This window comes from Streptomyces manipurensis (assembly GCF_049570255.1).
GTDB classification, from domain to species: Bacteria; Actinomycetota; Actinomycetes; order Streptomycetales; family Streptomycetaceae; genus Streptomyces; species Streptomyces manipurensis.
In genome coordinates this window covers 6,717,810-6,732,656 of the sequence record NZ_CP186950.1, presented here as the reverse complement: position 1 = coordinate 6,732,656, position 14,847 = coordinate 6,717,810, and the positions used below count along the sequence as shown (strand labels likewise).

General features: G+C 70.8%; 14 protein-coding genes. 6 read left to right on the top strand and 8 right to left on the bottom strand.

Going from position 1 to position 14,847, the window contains the following annotated elements; genetic code table 11:
* Positions 1–57: 57 nt before the first annotated feature.
* The 4 genes from ACPU2J_RS30570 to ACPU2J_RS30555 all read left to right on the top strand — a co-directional run bounded on the left by ACPU2J_RS30570 (position 58) and on the right by ACPU2J_RS30555 (position 3,881).
* Positions 58–1,476: an MBL fold metallo-hydrolase RNA specificity domain-containing protein gene (locus ACPU2J_RS30570; protein WP_423834488.1), complete on the top strand. Its 1,419-nt coding sequence runs from the start codon at positions 58–60 to the stop codon at positions 1,474–1,476.
* 94 nt (positions 1,477–1,570) lie between these two features.
* Positions 1,571–2,041, top strand: a complete 471-nt coding sequence (locus ACPU2J_RS30565; protein ID WP_423834487.1) for a Crp/Fnr family transcriptional regulator — start codon at positions 1,571–1,573, stop codon at positions 2,039–2,041.
* Positions 2,042–2,051: 10 nt separating this feature from the next.
* The gene (locus ACPU2J_RS30560) at positions 2,052–2,705 is read left to right on the top strand and encodes a CBS domain-containing protein (RefSeq protein ID WP_420078737.1); all 654 of its coding nucleotides are present in this window, start codon (positions 2,052–2,054) and stop codon (positions 2,703–2,705) included.
* 156 nt (positions 2,706–2,861) lie between these two features.
* Positions 2,862–3,881: a 1-phosphofructokinase family hexose kinase gene (locus ACPU2J_RS30555; RefSeq protein WP_420078738.1), complete on the top strand. Its 1,020-nt coding sequence runs from the start codon at positions 2,862–2,864 to the stop codon at positions 3,879–3,881.
* A gap of 126 nt (positions 3,882–4,007) precedes the next feature.
* Here the strand turns inward: ACPU2J_RS30555 and ACPU2J_RS30550 are convergent, their stop codons facing one another.
* Positions 4,008–4,889, bottom strand: coding sequence for a universal stress protein (locus ACPU2J_RS30550; RefSeq protein WP_420078739.1), 882 nt, complete (start codon positions 4,887–4,889; stop codon positions 4,008–4,010).
* A gap of 170 nt (positions 4,890–5,059) precedes the next feature.
* Between ACPU2J_RS30550 and ACPU2J_RS30545 the strand changes: the two genes are divergently transcribed.
* Positions 5,060–5,626: an OsmC family protein gene (locus ACPU2J_RS30545; RefSeq protein WP_420078740.1), complete on the top strand. Its 567-nt coding sequence runs from the start codon at positions 5,060–5,062 to the stop codon at positions 5,624–5,626.
* Here ACPU2J_RS30545 and ACPU2J_RS30540 read toward each other — a convergent pair.
* The 6 genes from ACPU2J_RS30540 to ACPU2J_RS30515 all read right to left on the bottom strand — a co-directional run bounded on the left by ACPU2J_RS30540 (position 5,563) and on the right by ACPU2J_RS30515 (position 11,239).
* The gene (locus ACPU2J_RS30540) at positions 5,563–5,844 is read right to left on the bottom strand and encodes an isoamylase early set domain-containing protein (protein WP_420078741.1); all 282 of its coding nucleotides are present in this window, start codon (positions 5,842–5,844) and stop codon (positions 5,563–5,565) included. The genes ACPU2J_RS30545 and ACPU2J_RS30540 overlap by 64 nt on opposite strands.
* Before the next feature lie 272 nt (positions 5,845–6,116).
* Positions 6,117–6,908, bottom strand: coding sequence for a calcium-binding protein (locus ACPU2J_RS30535; RefSeq protein WP_423834486.1), 792 nt, complete (start codon positions 6,906–6,908; stop codon positions 6,117–6,119).
* A 30-nt stretch (positions 6,909–6,938) separates the two neighbouring features.
* Complete coding sequence (locus ACPU2J_RS30530; RefSeq protein ID WP_423834485.1) at positions 6,939–7,940, bottom strand: aldo/keto reductase; 1,002 nt, start codon at positions 7,938–7,940, stop codon at positions 6,939–6,941.
* Positions 7,937–9,268, bottom strand: a complete 1,332-nt coding sequence (locus ACPU2J_RS30525) for an ABC transporter substrate-binding protein (RefSeq protein ID WP_423834484.1) — start codon at positions 9,266–9,268, stop codon at positions 7,937–7,939. Before ACPU2J_RS30525 ends, ACPU2J_RS30530 begins: the two co-directional genes overlap by 4 nt.
* A 68-nt stretch (positions 9,269–9,336) precedes the next feature.
* Positions 9,337–10,314, bottom strand: coding sequence for a carbohydrate ABC transporter permease (locus tag ACPU2J_RS30520; protein WP_423834483.1), 978 nt, complete (start codon positions 10,312–10,314; stop codon positions 9,337–9,339).
* Positions 10,315–10,318: 4 nt separating this feature from the next.
* Complete coding sequence (locus ACPU2J_RS30515) at positions 10,319–11,239, bottom strand: carbohydrate ABC transporter permease (RefSeq protein WP_423834482.1); 921 nt, start codon at positions 11,237–11,239, stop codon at positions 10,319–10,321.
* Between the two features lie 279 nt (positions 11,240–11,518).
* Here ACPU2J_RS30515 and ACPU2J_RS30510 point away from each other — a divergent pair, with 279 nt between their 5' ends.
* Positions 11,519–12,973 carry an RICIN domain-containing protein gene (locus ACPU2J_RS30510; protein WP_423834481.1) on the top strand — a complete coding sequence of 485 codons (1,455 nt, stop codon included), beginning with the start codon at positions 11,519–11,521 and terminating at the stop codon, positions 12,971–12,973.
* Between the two features lie 83 nt (positions 12,974–13,056).
* On the opposite strand, the gene ACPU2J_RS30505 is transcribed toward ACPU2J_RS30510, so the two are convergent.
* Complete coding sequence (locus tag ACPU2J_RS30505; RefSeq protein ID WP_423834480.1) at positions 13,057–14,808, bottom strand: beta-galactosidase; 1,752 nt, start codon at positions 14,806–14,808, stop codon at positions 13,057–13,059.
* Positions 14,809–14,847: the final 39 nt, after the last annotated feature.

Sequence of the window (14,847 nt, the reverse complement as noted above, 5' to 3'; positions counted from 1 at the left end):
AGCGCAGCGATGCAACCGTGGAACAAGGCACCCGTCCCCGGAAGGAGGGCCGCTGCCATGTCCCGGTCGGCCCCGTCCCCCGCTGCCCGCCCCGCCCTGCTGAGGTTCCTCGGTGGTGTCCGGACGGTGACCGGCAGCAAGTTCCTGGTCGAGAGCGACCACGTCCGGATCCTCGTCGACTGCGGACTCTTCCAGGGCCTGGCGGACCTGCGCCGCCGCAACTGGGACAAGCTGCCCTGCGACGCCCGCGACATCCACGCGGTCGTCGTGACGCACGCCCACCTGGACCACTGCGGGTACCTGCCGCGCCTGGTCCGGCACGGCTTTCGTGGGCCGGTCCTGGCCACCGCCGCCACCGCCCGGCTCGCCGAGATCGTGCTCCGTGACAGCGCCCGCCTGCAGATGGAGGCCGCCGAGCACGCCAACCGGCACGGCTGGTCCAAGCACCGGCCCGCCAAGCCGCTCTACGACGATGACGATGTCGACCACACGGTGAAGTTCTTCGACCCCGTGCCGGTGGGCAGCGAGATCGACATCATGGCGGGCACGAAGCTGACGTTGCACCACGGCGGCCACATCCTCGGCTCGGCCTGGGCCCACCTGACCCTGGAGGACGGGCACACCCTCGCCGTCAGCGGCGACCTCGGCCGCCCGGGGCACCCACTTCTGCTGCCACCCGAGCCGTTCGGCGGGGCGGACGTGCTGCTGATGGAGTCGACCTACGGCAACCGGCGGCACGATCACGAGAGCGCCCGCCGGGAATTCGCCTCGGTGATCACCCGCGCCCTGTCGCGGGGCGGGACCGTCGTCATTCCCTCCTTCGCGATCGACCGGACCGAGGTCGTCCTCCACGAACTCGCCGCGCTTCGCGCCGACGGCACACTGCCCCGCCACGTCCCCGTGTACGTCGACAGCCCCATGGCTCTGGCCGCCCTCGACGTGTACCGCGACGCCCTGCACGCCCACTCCCCCGAGATACGCCCCGGCATCCTCGCCCAGGGCGAGGCGGCGATCAGCCCTGAACCCTTCCTGGCCGCCCGGACCGTCCAGGAGTCGATCGACATCAACAACACCACCGGACCGGCGATCATCGTCTCCTCCGCCGGCATGGCCACCGGCGGCCGCGTCCTGCACCACCTCCACCGCACCCTCCCCGACCCCCGCAACGCCGTCGTCATCGTCGGCTTCGCCGCCGCCGGCACCCGCGCCCGCGACCTCGTCGACGGCGCCCGCACGCTCAAGATGTTCGGCGAGTACGTCCCGGTACGCGCCGAGGTCGCCGACGTACCGCACTTCTCCGCCCACGCCGACGCCGAACAGATCGTCGACTGGCTGCGCGCCGCCCCTCCCCCGCACACCACCTACCTCGTCCACGGCGAAGAGAGCTCCGCCGAGACCCTGCGCGACCGGATCGACCGCGAACTGGGCTGGACGGCCGTGGTGCCCAAATCCGGAGAGGCCGTCCTGGTCCGCTGACCGGGGCCGTACGGACCCCGCGGTGTGCACCGCACGGCCCTGACGGACACGGCGGCCAGCGAGCAAGGTGGAGGCGAAGGGTTGGAGGGACACCATGAGCACCATGCACAGCGTCCTCGAACACATGACCCCGGAAGCGCGCGAGGCCCTGCTCGCCCACTCTCGCCAGGTCACTTTCGCGGCAGGCACCCGCATCTTCAAGGAGCACCAGCGGGCCGAGAAGTTCTGGATCATCCTTTCCGGCACGGTGGAGCTCAGCACCCACATCCCCTGCCACAAGGACGCTGTCATCGACACCCTCGGCCATGGCGAGCTACTCGGCTGGTCCTGGATGGTCCCGCCCTACGGCTGGCGCCTCGGGGCCACCGCCTCCCACGAGGTGCGGGCCCTGGAGTTCGACGCCGCAGCAGTACGGGAGCTCTGCAAGGAGGACTCGGCTGTCGGCCGCTCCGTCGCCGTCGCCGTGGCAGCGGTCATCGCCGACCGACTCGACTCCGCCCGTACCCGGCTCCTCGACCTGTTCGCCCCTCAAGGCAGCGGAATCCCGCTCGCCTACGCACGCTGAGGATCCCGCCATGACCTCCACCCCTTACACCGTCGCCGACGTCATGACAACCAAGGTCATCGCCGTCACCCCCACGACCGGCTTCAAGGACATCGCCGCCGCGATGAAGCGGTGGAAGGTCACCGCCCTCCCCGTCGTCGAGGGCGAGGGCCACGTCGTCGGCGTGGTGTCCGAGGCCGACCTCCTGCCCAAGGAGGAGTTCCACGAACACAGCCCCGGCATGATCGAGCAGATGCGCCGCTTGGGCGACACGGCCAAGGCCGGCTCCACCCGCGCGGAGAACCTCATGACCACCCCCGCGGTCACGATCCGCCCGGACGCCACCCTCCCCCAAGCCGCCCACCTCATGGCCAACCGGCGCATCAAACGGCTCCCGGTCGTCGACGCCGACGGCACCCTCAAGGGCATCGTCAGCCGCGCGGACCTCCTCAAGGTCTTCCTCCGCACCGACGAAGACCTCGCACTCGAGATCCAGCGAAGTGTCGTCGAACGCCTCTTCCCGATCTCCCACGACGGGATCACCGTCACCGTCACACAAGGGATAGCCACCCTGACCGGCAGCGTCCGGGACGACCACCTGATCCCCATGGCCGAACGCCTCGCCCGGTCGGTCGAAGGCGTCGTGGACGTCCGTTGCCGACTGGGGGCCCGCACCGGATCATGAGCTCCGGTGGACCTCCTGACCCGGTATGCAGGTGATGCCGGGCTGTCCGAGGATGCAAGTCGATGGAGACGCGTCCTTGTCTCCGGAGGTGAACCGCATGCACCCGTCCCTGGGTGTGCAGCGAGCTTCGGCAGACGCTGTTCACGAGGAGCCGCGATGAGCCCGGCCACGACACCCGACCCCACCGCCTCCGGGTTGGCCGACGGTCGGCGGGGAGCGGAGACCGGAGCCCCACCGTCAGTCCTCACTCTCACGATGAATCCCACCATCGATCTCTGCTGGGAGATCGACCACCTGGAACTCATCGGCAAGAACCGTGCCCGGGTCAGGTCGGTGGCCGCCGGCGGCGGCGGAATCAACGTCGCCCGCCACATCATGCGGTTCGGACTACCGGCCACCGCAGTCCACACCGCCGGGGGTGAAGTAGGCCTGCGCCTCAATCGGCTGCTGGACGAAGAGGGCATCGACCACGTCGCCGTCGACATCGACGACGACACCCGCGAAGCCCTCGTACTGGTCGAGGCCGCATCGCGCCGCAGCCACCACATCGTGCCACCCGGCCCACGACTGCACGATCGCGAGGGGCAGCGGTGCCTGGAAGTGCTGCAGCGGGCCGGCGGCAGTCACCCGTACGTCGTGGCGAGCGGCAGCCTGCCCGGCGGCCTGCCCACCGACTTCTACGGGGGCGTCGCCCGACACGTCAGAGGAGCAGGATCCCGGCTGATCCTGGACACCTCCGGGCCCGCGCTTCGTGAAGCGCTGGAGGAAGGCGTGTTCCTGCTGAGATGCAACCGTACGGAGGCGGAGAGTCTCACCGGTGGAACCGTCCGGACCTTCGACGACGCCCGGTCCCTCAACGAGCACCTGATCACCACGGGGGCCGCCGAGGTCGCTGTCACCACCCTCGGAGCTCTGGGCGCACTGTGCTCGACGCGCCACGGACACACCGAGCTCTACGCGCCGCCTCTGCCCGGCGAGCCGTTGAGCGATGCAGGGGCGGGCGACAGTATGGTCGCTGCCCTCACCACGCAGCTGGCCACCGGAGCGGATCCCGTCAGCGCCTGCGCCTTGGGCGTGGCCACAGCCGCCGCAGCGATGCTCACACCCAGCACCGAGTCCTTCGACCTGGACGTGGCACGGGCCCTCCGCTCACAGGTGAGGATCATCGGTGGCTGAGAGGCGTCGCGCCGCAGCCGTGCCACACCCCTGTGCCCGGGGCACCTCGAATGCTGTGGCGGGACTGGGCCTCGGCCGTACGGGCTCGAAGGCGACCTCGCCGGAGTTCACCATTGCATCCGGGGCCTATCCGAAGGGAACAACGGCGACCGGTGCGGCACAGTGGTGGATCACCGCATGTGCGACGTGGCCGAGGTGCGGCCCGAGCGGCGCAGGATGTCGGCGGCGCCCCACAACCACCAGCTCCGCGGCCTTCGACGCCTCCACGAGCTGGATTCCAGCGGCTCCCACGACAGCCTCTTCGATGACCGGGACATCCCGGTAGCTCCTGCGCAAGGGTCCGACCAACTCGGCCAGGGCATGAGCAACGTGGCCGCCGACCATCTCGTCGATCCCCGGATCGGCCACGATGGCGTATGCAGACGGACCGGGCAGGGTCCAACCGTGCACGACGCGAACCGTCGCGCCCCGACGCGCTGCCTCCTGAAAGGCGAAGGCGAGCACGGGTGCGTTCGGGTGCCGGAGGTCGGCGCCGACGAGGATCTCGCCGGAGCCCTGTCCGGGCGCCCCTCCAGCAGCCGGGGCGGACGCACTACCGGCCCGTACGAGTACGACGGGCTGGTGGGAACTGCCGACGACGGCCAGTGACACGGACCCGACCAGGAACCCCATGAACCCACTGAACCCGCGGGAGCCCAGCACCATGAGGTCCGACTCGTTCGCAGCCGAGGTCAGCAGGGGACCGGCGCGACCGTGCGCCCGTTCGGTCGTCACCTCCAGCCCAGGGTGATCCCCCCGGCACCGCTCTGCCGTGTCGCGGAGCAGTCCCGCGGACCGCTCCGCGTCGTAGGCGGCGATGGGGTAGGGGATCGCGGGCGTGAACGGCCGCTCCTCCACATGGATCAAGTGCAGGGGGACCTCGCGCCGTACGGCCTCGCGCGCGGCCCAGGCCGCTGCTGCGAAGCTCTCCCGGGATCCGTCCAGACCTGCGGTGACCTGAACCTTCATGAGGTCCTCCTCACGCCGACGCGACATGGCTTGACGCACCCTCCACCCTCGGGCGCCGGCCGCTGCAGCGTGAGGGGCCGACCGGGCCAGACACGTGCCCGAAGGGCTCATGTCCAGGGCCTACGGATCCCCCCACGATGGCAGCGACCGACAGGAATCGGAGGTCCGCCATGACGGACACGACACCGGAGCGGACCGGTACGCGGCCCCCGGGGGACGTCCACCGGCTCGATGTCACTCACCTCGAAGGCGACGTCTACGGGGTCGAGGTGCGCGGGCACCGCCTCCGCGTCGACCAGCCCACCGGCGCGGGCGGGACGGACACCGCGCCCACGCCGACCGAGCTGTTCGCCGCGTCCCTGGCCACGTGCGTCGCCTTCTACGCGGGGCGCTACCTGCTCCGCCACGACCTGCCGTGCGAGGGTCTGAGCGTGCGGGCTGAATTCACCATGGCCACCGACCGCCCCGCCCGGGTGACCGCGGTGCGCCTCGTGATCGTGCCGCCCCCACAGCTGCCCGAAGAGCGGCGCCCGGGCCTTCTCGCCGTCGCCTCGCACTGCACCGTCCACAACACGCTCCAGCGGGCGCCGCATGTCGACATCGAGCTGGGCCACGATCGTGAGTCCGTGGCTTCTCCCCGGACCACGACACAGGCGGATGCCGATCTGGTCGGTCAGGTGTGCGGGAGGCCGTTGGAGCCATCGAGCGCATCGGCGCCTTCGTCGTCGAACCAGTAGTCGCCTGCGGCCAGGTAGCGAAAGGCGTGCGTGCTTTCACGGGGCAGGGCGACGGTGACAGCTCGCCTGCCGTCCCTGCGCGGCCGCAATTCGTGCATGCCTGGCTGCCAACCGTTGAAGTCACCAACGACGCTGACCGGCCCGGGCGGGATATCCGCAGGCAGGACGAAGGTGATCTGATTCTGGTTGCGACCTCTGACGTTCTTGCGCTCGAGCACGGGAAGCCTCCTACCAAGTCGGGAAACGTTGACCACATCCTGGTGTCCGGTGCGGTCAGCCACTGGACACCACGACGGCCGGGCACCCGAGCGGCAGATCACCGGCGGGACGCGCGGGGCCTGGAGCACGCCCTGTCCCTCGTGCGTCCGACACCGCACCTGAGTCGGCCGACCGGCTCACCTCGCCCCGCTCCTCCGGATACGACGTGCTGCGGCCCCTTGCGAACGCGGAGCCCCCGGCCCCACTGGGGCGGGGGCTCCGCGGGTGAGGATCAAGGGCATTCCGTGACGTGGTCGGCGCGGTCGGCGCGGCAGGTGTCCGTCTGGGGGCCGCCGCGGGCGTAGTCGTTGCCGGCTACTCCGTCGACCGTGTCGATGGTGTCCCTGCCCGTGCCTCCGTCCACGAAGTCGTTGCCGGGGCCGGCGATCAGTTGGTCGTTGCCGTCGCCCCCGTCGACCACGTCGTCGCCCGCGCCCGCGTCGATGACGTCCGAGCCGTTGCGGCCCTCGATCCGGTCGTCACCGGCGCCGCCCAGGATGCGGTCCCGGCCGCTGGAGCCGATCAGCAGGTCGTTGCCGGCCCCGCCCGAGAGAAAGTCGGCGCCCTCGCCGCCTTCCAGGGTGTCGTTCGCGCCGCCGCCGTAGAGGTTGTCGTCGCCCAGGCCGCCCTTGAGGGTGACGCCCGTCGTCGTGAGGTAGGAGGTCACCTCGTCCGCTTCGTCACCCGCCTCGACAACGAGCTCGGTGAGACGGCCGGCGCCGGGACACATGGCCTCGTCGGCGGCGATGCGGACACAGCCTCCGGTGGCCACCACACGGTCCGCCGTGTCCCGGACGTGGACCGCGTCACCCGTGCGCCACAGGGCGATCGCATTGGCGGCTCCCTCTGCCGCGGTGACCGTTATGGAGGTGCCCGACATCCTCACCAGCGTGCCCGCCGCCGCGTGGCCGGGCCGCTGTCCGCCGGGGGTCGTCGCGGCCGCCGGTGCGGCGAGGGCCAGTGTGAGGGCGAGTGCCGCCGCCGCGGCGACGCTGTTCCGGTGGGTCGTTGCGTTGCTGTTCATGAGATACCTCCTGAAGGCGTTGGGGGGTGCTCAAAGACTCAGCGTGTCGATTTCCTTCAGTTCCTCCTCCGACAGCGGCCCGCCCTCCAGCGCGCCGAGGTTCTGGTCCAGCTGGTGGATGCTGCTGGCGCCGATGATCACCGAGGACACCCGGGGATCGCGGAGCACCCAGGTGAGGGCCAGTTGCGACAGGCTCTGCCCGCGCCGGGCCGCCACATCGCTCAGGGCCCTCAGGCGCTCCAGCTTGGCGTGGGCCAGGGCCTCCTCGTTGAGGAAGTGGCCGACGGACATCCGCGATCCGGCGGGCACCTGCCCGGCCAGGTAGCGGCCCGTCAGCAGGCCCTGCGCAAGCGGCGAGTAGGCGATCAGGCCCGTGCGGGTAGCGGCGGCTGCGTCCAGCAGACCGCCTTCCGGGGCACGGTCGAGAATCGAGTAGCGGGCTTGGTGCAGGAGGGCCGGGGTGCCGAGGTCGCGCAGGATCCGCGCCGCCTCGCGGTGACGGTCAGCCGGGTAGTTGGAGAGGGCCGCGTACAGGGCCCTGCCCGAGCGCACCGCCGTGTGCAGCGCGCCCATGGTCTCCTCCAGCGGGGTCTCCGGGTCGTAGCGGTGCGAGTAGAAGACGTCCACGTACTCCAGGCCCATGCGTCGCAGCGACTGGTCCAGGCTCGCCAGCAGATGCTTACGGCCGCCGCCGTCCCCGTACGGCCCGGCCCACATGTCGTAGCCCGCCTTGGAGGCGATGAACATCTCGTCCCGGTGCGGCCGGAAGTCCCGGGCGAACACGACGCGGAAGTTGGACTCCGCGCTGCCGTACGGCGGCCCGTAGTTGTTCGCCAGGTCGAAGTGGGTGATGCCCCGGTCGAAGGCCCTTCGCAGGACGGCCCGTTGCGCCTCCAAGGGCCGGCCGTTGCCGAAGTTGTGCCACAGTCCCAGCGAGACCACGGGCAGCCGAACCCCGCTGTGCCCGGCCCGGCGGTAGGCCATGGAGGTGTACCGTTCCGGCGCGGGCCGGTAGTTCCCCTCGAACGTCATTGCCCCGCGACCTCGAATCCCTGGTCCGTGCCGTACTTGGCGCTCGTCGCCGCCCATGCCTCCAGGCCCTGGGAGAGGGTGGCCGAGGAGACGTACACCTTGCCCACGGTGTCCTTGAAGACGGAGTTCGCGTACACCTGATACGGCAGGTACGACCAGCCGGGCGCGACCTCGCGGGCCGCCGCGGCCAGGATCCGATTGGCCTGCTGGCCACCGAAGTACGGGAACGCGGTGTCCAGGAAGGCCGGGGAGTCCAGGTCGGCCCGGGTGGCAGGGAAGGCTCCCTCGGCGACGCGGGCCGCGGCGCCGGGTCCCGTGGTGGCGTACTCGATGAAGGCGTAGGCCAGCGCCTTGTTCTTGGACGCCTTCGGCACGGCGAGCGAGCTGCCGCCGTTCTCCGCGCCCGCCGCGGCGCCCTTCGTCCACTGCGGGAGGGGTGCCACGCGCCAGTCGCCCGAAGCGGCCGGGGCTCCGGAGACGAAGTTGGCGGGCATCCAGGCGCCGGTGGCCAGGGTGGCGATGCTGCCGTCCGCCAGGCCCTTGTACCACTCGTCGCTCCAGGAGGGCACCGGCGCGAGCAGCCGCTCGTCGATGAGCTTCTGCCAGGTACCCGTGTACCGGGCCGTGCCCGGGTCCCCGAAGTCGATGCGGATCCTGGTCCCGTCCACCCTGTAGGGACGCCCGCCCGCCTGCCAGATCAGGCTGGTCGTGGCGCCGGCGTCACCGGTGTCGTTGGTGATGTACAGCTTCGGGTCCGCCTTGTGCAGGGCGCGCGCGGCGTCCACGTACTCGTCCCAGGTGGTGGGGACGGCGACACCGTGCCGGTCGAAGACCTTCTTGTTGTAGAACAGCGCCATGGGCCCGGAGTCCATCGGGAGGGCGTAGATCCCCTTGCCGTACCGCACCGCGCTGGAAGGGCCGGTGGTGAACGCCTGGTCGTGGGCGGCCGCGCCGTAGGGGGAGAGCTCCTCCAGCGCCTTGCCGATGGCGAACTGGCCGACGGCGTAGTACTCGACCTGCGCCACCTCGGGCGCTCCCGAACCTGCGGCGACGGCGTTCTGCAGGGCGGTGTACTGCCTGTCCCCCGTCCCGGCGTTGATCAGCTCGACGTCCACCTTGGGGTACTTCTTCTCGAAGTCGGCGGCCACCTTCTTCAGCGTGGGTTCCCAGGCCCACACCGTGATCTTGCCCCCGGCTTCGAGTGCGGAGGCGACGTCCTTCGCGGTGGTGCCCCCCGACGGCTCCGACCCGCCGCAGGCGCTGGCGCCGAGGCCCAGGACGCACGTCGCGGCGACGGCGGCGAAGATGCGGCGACTGTTCGTTCTCATCCGTGATGCTCCTGGTTCGGTGTACGGGCGGGAGGTGTCGGGGCGGAGCCGGGGCCGGGCGCGGCGCGTCACTCCTTGACGCTTCCGGCGGCCAGGCCCGACTGCCAGTGGCGCTGGAGCAGCAGGAAGATCACGACGATCGGCGCGACGGTCAGGAGGGAGCCGGTGATCACGAGGTCGAACACCGGCTCGCCGCCCGTCGTGCGGGCCTGCGCGCTCCAGGCGTTGAGGCCGAGGCTGAGCGGAAACCAGTCCGGGTCCCTGATCATGATCAGCGGCAGGAAGTAGTTGTTCCAGGTGGCGACCATGCTGAAGAGCAGCACCGTCACTGTCCCCGGCATCAGCAGCGGCAGGGCCACCTGGCAGAAGAGGCGCAGTTCGCCGGCGCCGTCGATGCGGGCGGCTTCGAGCAGTTCGACAGGCACCGCTTCGGCGGTGAACACCCACATCAGGTAGAGCCCGAAGGGCGAGACGAGGGAGGGGATGATCACTGCCCACGGGGTGTCGGCGAGGCCCATGCCGCTGAACATCAGGAAGGTGGGGACGGCGAGGGCCGTCCCCGGCACGGCAACGGCGCCGAGGACGACGGCGAGGACGACCCGGCGGCCCGGGAACTCGTAGACGGCGAGCGCGTATCCGCCCAGGACGGCGAGCAGGGTCGCACCTCCCGCGCCGGCGGCCACGTACAGGAGGGTGTTCAGGGTCCAGCGGACGAAGGCGCCGTCGTCGTAGGACAGCGTGCGGGAGATGTTGTCCCAGAGCTGGAAGTTCTCGCCGAACCAGAGGCCGAAGGATCCGAGCAGGCTCTCCTGGTCCTTGGTGGCGTTGATGACCAGCCATACGAGCGGCAGGAGCGTGTAGACGAGGACCAGGCCCGCCAGCGCGGTCAGCGGGACACTGCGTCGGGGGGCGAGGGGGGTGTGGGCCGCTGTGCGGCGGCGGGGCGGCGTGGTGGCCGGTGCGTGACTCGGCGCGGCCGGGTCCGGGGCGGGGCGGGCGCCGCGCTCCGCGGGACGCGGGGAGGTGCCGGCGGGGTTGGTGATCATGCGCTCAGCCCTTCCGCATGCCGCGGAGCTGGACCGCGTAGGCGATGAGCGCGGTGAGGGCACCCATCACGATGGCGACGGTGGCCGCGTAGTTGTGCTGCTGCCCGGAGAAGGCAAGCGAGTAGGTGTACAGGTTGGGGGTGTAGTCCGTCGTGATCGCGTTCGGGGCGAGGCCTTGCAGAATGTTCGGCTCGTTGAACAGCTGGAAGCTGCCGATGATCGAGAAGATCGTCGCGATGACCAGCGCGCTGCGGATGGCGGGCAGTTTGACCACCGTGATGATGCGCCACTCCCCCGCCCCGTCGATGGCGGCCGCTTCGTAGAGGGAGCGCGGCACCACTTTCAACGCGGCATAGAAGATGAGGGTGTTGTATCCGACGAACTCCCAGGTCACGACGTTTCCGATGGAGGCGAGCACGAGGGAGGGGGAGAGCGGATCGGGCAGGGCCAGGCCGAAGCTCTCGTTCAGGTTGCCGACCAGGCCGAATCGGGAGCCGTACATGAACCCCCACATCAGGCCGGCCACCACGGCCGGTACGGCGTAGGGCAGGAAGACGGCCACCCGGAAGAACGCCTTGCCGTAGAGCCGGCCGCTGTCGATGGCGAGCGCGGCCAGCAGGGCGATGCCCAGCATGACCGGCACCTGGACCAGCAGGAAGAGACCGACGCGGCTCGCTCCCTCCCAGAAGCGCGGATCGCCCAGCACCTGGAGGTAGTTGTCGGCGCCGACGAAGGAGGTGCCGCCGATGAGCCGGTCGCGCATCAGGCTGAGGTAGAAGGCGTACGCGACGGGTGCCAGGAAGACCAGGGCGAACACGGCTGCGAAGGGTCCGGCGAATCCCCACCCGGCCAGGGCGGTGCCACGGGCGCGAGGTCCGCGGCGGGGTGGGGGGACTGCTTTTGCCGCTGCCGGCAGGAGCGTCATGGTGGGTCCTTGGGTCAGTGACCAGGGGTCCTGAGAGAAGATGTTTACGCAAACATCAGGGCCACGATCGTGGCACCGCCGCTTCGGGGGCGTCAAGCGTCTTGCGGCCAAGCCCCTGGCCTGAAACCGCTCACCACGGATCCCGTCCGCGCGCTTGACACTCCACGGCGCGGCTCCCAGACTCACAGCCAGCCAGGTGTTTACGTAAACATTACTGAGGCGAAACACCGGCGTAACCCGCACGCACCTCTCCCACCCGCCAGCCATCAAGAGGTACCCATGCGACGTCATCCCCCGTACCTGGCAGCCCTCCTCACCGTCGTGACGGCCCTGCTCGCGAGCCTCCTCGGCGGCTTCGGCACCGCCGCGGCCTCCCCCGCACCCGTCACCGTCACCAACGCGACCCAGTTCACCGACCCCGCCGGCCGGCCCGTCCACGCCCACGGCGGAGGGGTCATCAAGCTGGACGAGCACTACTACTGGTTCGGCGAGGACCGGAACCCCGACAACAGCTTCCGCCACGTCTCCGCCTACCGCTCCACCGACCTCAAGAACTGGGAGTTCCGGGGCCACGTCCTCTCCCAGGCCACGGACCCGGAGCTGGCGACCGCCAACATCGAGCGCCCCAAGGTGATCTACAACAGGGCCACGGACCAGTTCGTCATGTGGATGCACAAGGAGGGCAGCGCCACCGACTACAGCGAGGCCCGCGCGGCGGTGGCCGTCTCGTCCACCGTGGACGGGAACTACTCCTGGCGCGGCAGCTTCCGGCCCCTGGGACACATGTCCCGGGACATCACGACCTTCGTGGACAGCGACGGCACCGGCTACATGATCTCGGCGGCCAACGAGAACGCGGACCTGCACGTCTACCGGCTCAGCGCCGACTACACCGCCGTCGAGGCTCAGGTGCAGAAGCTGTGGCCCGGACAGTGGCGCGAGGCCCCGGCCCTGTTCAAGCGGGACGGCGTCTACTTCCTGGTGACGTCAGGTGCCACGGGCTGGTCCCCCAACCAGCAGAAGTACGGCACGGCCGACAGCGTCACCGGCACCTGGAGCCATCTGCGGGACCTCGGGGACGGCAGGACCTACGGCTCGCAGACCGCCTACATCCTGCCCGTCGAGGGCGTCTCCGGCGTCACGAGCTATCTGTACATGGGCGACCGCTGGGGCAATTCCATGGGCGGCATGGTCAACGACTCGCAGTACATCTGGCTTCCGCTGGCGTTCCCCACCCGGACCACCCTGTCCATGGACTACTTCCCGCAGATCACCATCTCCACCGAGGCCGGCACCGTGCGGGGCCTCGGGGACTGGAACACCCTGTCCGCCGCGCACAGCGGCAAGTGCGCCGACGCCGCCGACTGGTCGGTGGCCGAGGGCGCCCGGCTGATCCAGTGGACCTGCGCCTCCGGCAGCGTCAACCAGCAGGTCTGGTTCCAGGGCGCGGGGGCCGGCACGTTCCGGATCGTGCTCCGCCACAGCGGCAAGTGCCTCGCGGTACGGGACGCGGCCACCGATGACGGGGCGGCCGTCGTCCAGAGCACCTGTACGGACGCCCCCGGCCAGAAGTGGAAGCGGGCCCAGGCCGACGCGGGCGGGATGCTGCTGGTCGCCCAGCACAGCGGCAAATGCCTCGACGTGACCCACCGGGCGCAGACCGACGGAGCACCACTCATCCAGTGGACGTGCACCGGCGGCGACAACCAGAAATGGCGGCGCACGGCGGCCTGAGCCGCCCCGATGAGCCTCCATGAGCACCGGCAGCCGTGCGTACCCCCTCCGTACGCACGGCCGTCCGGCGCCCGCCGGGCCGGTCAGCCCTCCACCGGCCCGAGATCGGGCGCCTCCCGCAGAGCGACCCGGCGGCCCCGCCCCGGGGCGTGCAGCTCCAGCAGCACGAGCTCGTTCAGGCCCTCGCGCAGCACGGGCCCGGGCACGTACAGGGAGCGCTGCGGCCCGCGGGACCAGTAGCGGCCGAGGGCGAAGCCGTTGACCCAGGCGTTGCCCTTCGTCCATCCGCCGAGGTGGAGGAAGGTGTCGGCGGGCCGGTCCACGGCGAAGGTCCCGCGGTACAGGGCCGGGCCCGTGGGCGGGGCCGACGAGGGCGCGAACGGCACGTCGTCGAGCGAGGTGAGCGGCAGCGGGCGGCTGGTCCATCCGTCGAGCGGCGCGCCGTTGAGCAGCACTTGGCCGAGCAGGCCCTTGCGGTCGTGGATGCCCTGCCCGTAGTTCACCCGGCCCTGGTTCTCCACGAGGACGGCCAGGGCGGCGCCCGGCCGCGGCACGGCGAAGCTGAGGGAGTGCTCGTGCCCCTCCCGCTCCAGCACGCCGACGGGCTGTCCGTCGATGAACACCTGCGCCCGGTCGCGGACACGTTCCAGCTCCAGCAGGGCGGGGCCGGCCTCGGGAAGGTCCGCTTCGTAGAGCACGAAGCCGTAGTCCTGGCCCAGTTCCTCCATGGTCAGCGGCCGACGGGAGGCGACCGCTTCCCCGAGGGCCGGCGCGGCGTGCAGCAGCCCGGCGCTCTCCGTCAGCTCCAGCGGCTCCAGGGCGAACCGGGCGCCGCGCGCGGGCGGGAACTCCGCGGGAACGGGCGCGTACTTGGCGATGACCTCGCGGAAGGCGGCGTATTTCTCGGTCGGGTCGCCGGCTTCGTCGAGGGGGGCGTCGTAGTCGTAGGAGGTGACCGTGGGGCGGTAGGTGTGCTTGTCGTTGGCACCGTTCATGAAGCCGAAGTTGGTGCCGCCGTGGAACATGTAGAAGTTCACGGACGCCCCGGTCGCGAGCAGGTCGTCCAGCTCCTGCGCCGCCTCCCGCGCGTCGCGGACGATGTGCTCGCCGCCCCACCGGTCGAACCAGCCGACCCAGAACTCCGCGCAGAGCAGGGGCCCGGACGGTCGGGCGGTGCGCAGCGCGGTCAGGTTGCGGGCGGATCCGCTGCCGAAGTTGGCGGTCGCGAGCACGCCCGGCAGGGAGCCGCGCTCCAGGTCGGCCGGCTGGTCGCAGGTGAAGAGTGGTACGTCGACCCCGTGGCGGCGCAGCAGCTCCGCGAGCCCTTCCAGGTAGGCGGTGTCGTCCCCGTACGCGCCGTACTCGTTCTCCAGCTGTACGGCGAGCACCGGCCCGCCCCGGGTGGCCAGCCGGTCATGGAGCGGGGGCAGGAGCTGCCGGAACCAGTCGGCGACGGCGCCGAGGAAGCCGGGGTCGCCGCTGCGCAGGCGGATGTCGGGATCGGCCAGGAGCCAGGAGGGCAGTCCTCCGCCCTCCCATTCGGCGCAGATGTAGGGGCCGGGCCGCAGGAGGACGCGCAGCCCCTCCTCGGCGGCGAGGTCGAGGAAGCGGGGCAGATCGAGGCCGTGGTACAGGCGGAAGGTGTCGGGCTGCGGCTGGTGGAGGTTCCACGGTACGTACGTCTCCACCGTGTTCAGGCCCATGAGACGGGCCTTGCGCAGCCGGTCGCGCCAGTGGTCGGGGTGGACGCGGAAGTAGTGCAGTCCGCCGGAGAGGATGCGGAAGGGCTCGCCGTCGAGCCGGAATCCGTCGTCTTCGATCTGGAGAAGGGGCATACGCGTGCTCCTCGGCTGAGCGGGACGGGCGCGCGGGGC

Coding starts and splice junctions, on each gene's coding strand:
- ACPU2J_RS30535 (WP_423834486.1), bottom strand. CDS start 6,908: ATGAACAGCAACGCAACGACCCACCGGAACAGCGTCGCCGCGGCGGCG.
- ACPU2J_RS30505 (WP_423834480.1), bottom strand. CDS start 14,808: ATGCCCCTTCTCCAGATCGAAGACGACGGATTCCGGCTCGACGGCGAG.
- ACPU2J_RS30565 (WP_423834487.1), top strand. CDS start 1,571: ATGAGCACCATGCACAGCGTCCTCGAACACATGACCCCGGAAGCGCGC.
- ACPU2J_RS30510 (WP_423834481.1), top strand. CDS start 11,519: ATGCGACGTCATCCCCCGTACCTGGCAGCCCTCCTCACCGTCGTGACG.
- ACPU2J_RS30555 (WP_420078738.1), top strand. CDS start 2,862: ATGAGCCCGGCCACGACACCCGACCCCACCGCCTCCGGGTTGGCCGAC.
- ACPU2J_RS30530 (WP_423834485.1), bottom strand. CDS start 7,940: ATGACGTTCGAGGGGAACTACCGGCCCGCGCCGGAACGGTACACCTCC.
- ACPU2J_RS30570 (WP_423834488.1), top strand. CDS start 58: ATGTCCCGGTCGGCCCCGTCCCCCGCTGCCCGCCCCGCCCTGCTGAGG.
- ACPU2J_RS30520 (WP_423834483.1), bottom strand. CDS start 10,314: ATGATCACCAACCCCGCCGGCACCTCCCCGCGTCCCGCGGAGCGCGGC.
- ACPU2J_RS30515 (WP_423834482.1), bottom strand. CDS start 11,239: ATGACGCTCCTGCCGGCAGCGGCAAAAGCAGTCCCCCCACCCCGCCGC.
- ACPU2J_RS30560 (WP_420078737.1), top strand. CDS start 2,052: ATGACCTCCACCCCTTACACCGTCGCCGACGTCATGACAACCAAGGTC.
- ACPU2J_RS30525 (WP_423834484.1), bottom strand. CDS start 9,268: ATGAGAACGAACAGTCGCCGCATCTTCGCCGCCGTCGCCGCGACGTGC.
- ACPU2J_RS30550 (WP_420078739.1), bottom strand. CDS start 4,889: ATGAAGGTTCAGGTCACCGCAGGTCTGGACGGATCCCGGGAGAGCTTC.
- ACPU2J_RS30545 (WP_420078740.1), top strand. CDS start 5,060: ATGACGGACACGACACCGGAGCGGACCGGTACGCGGCCCCCGGGGGAC.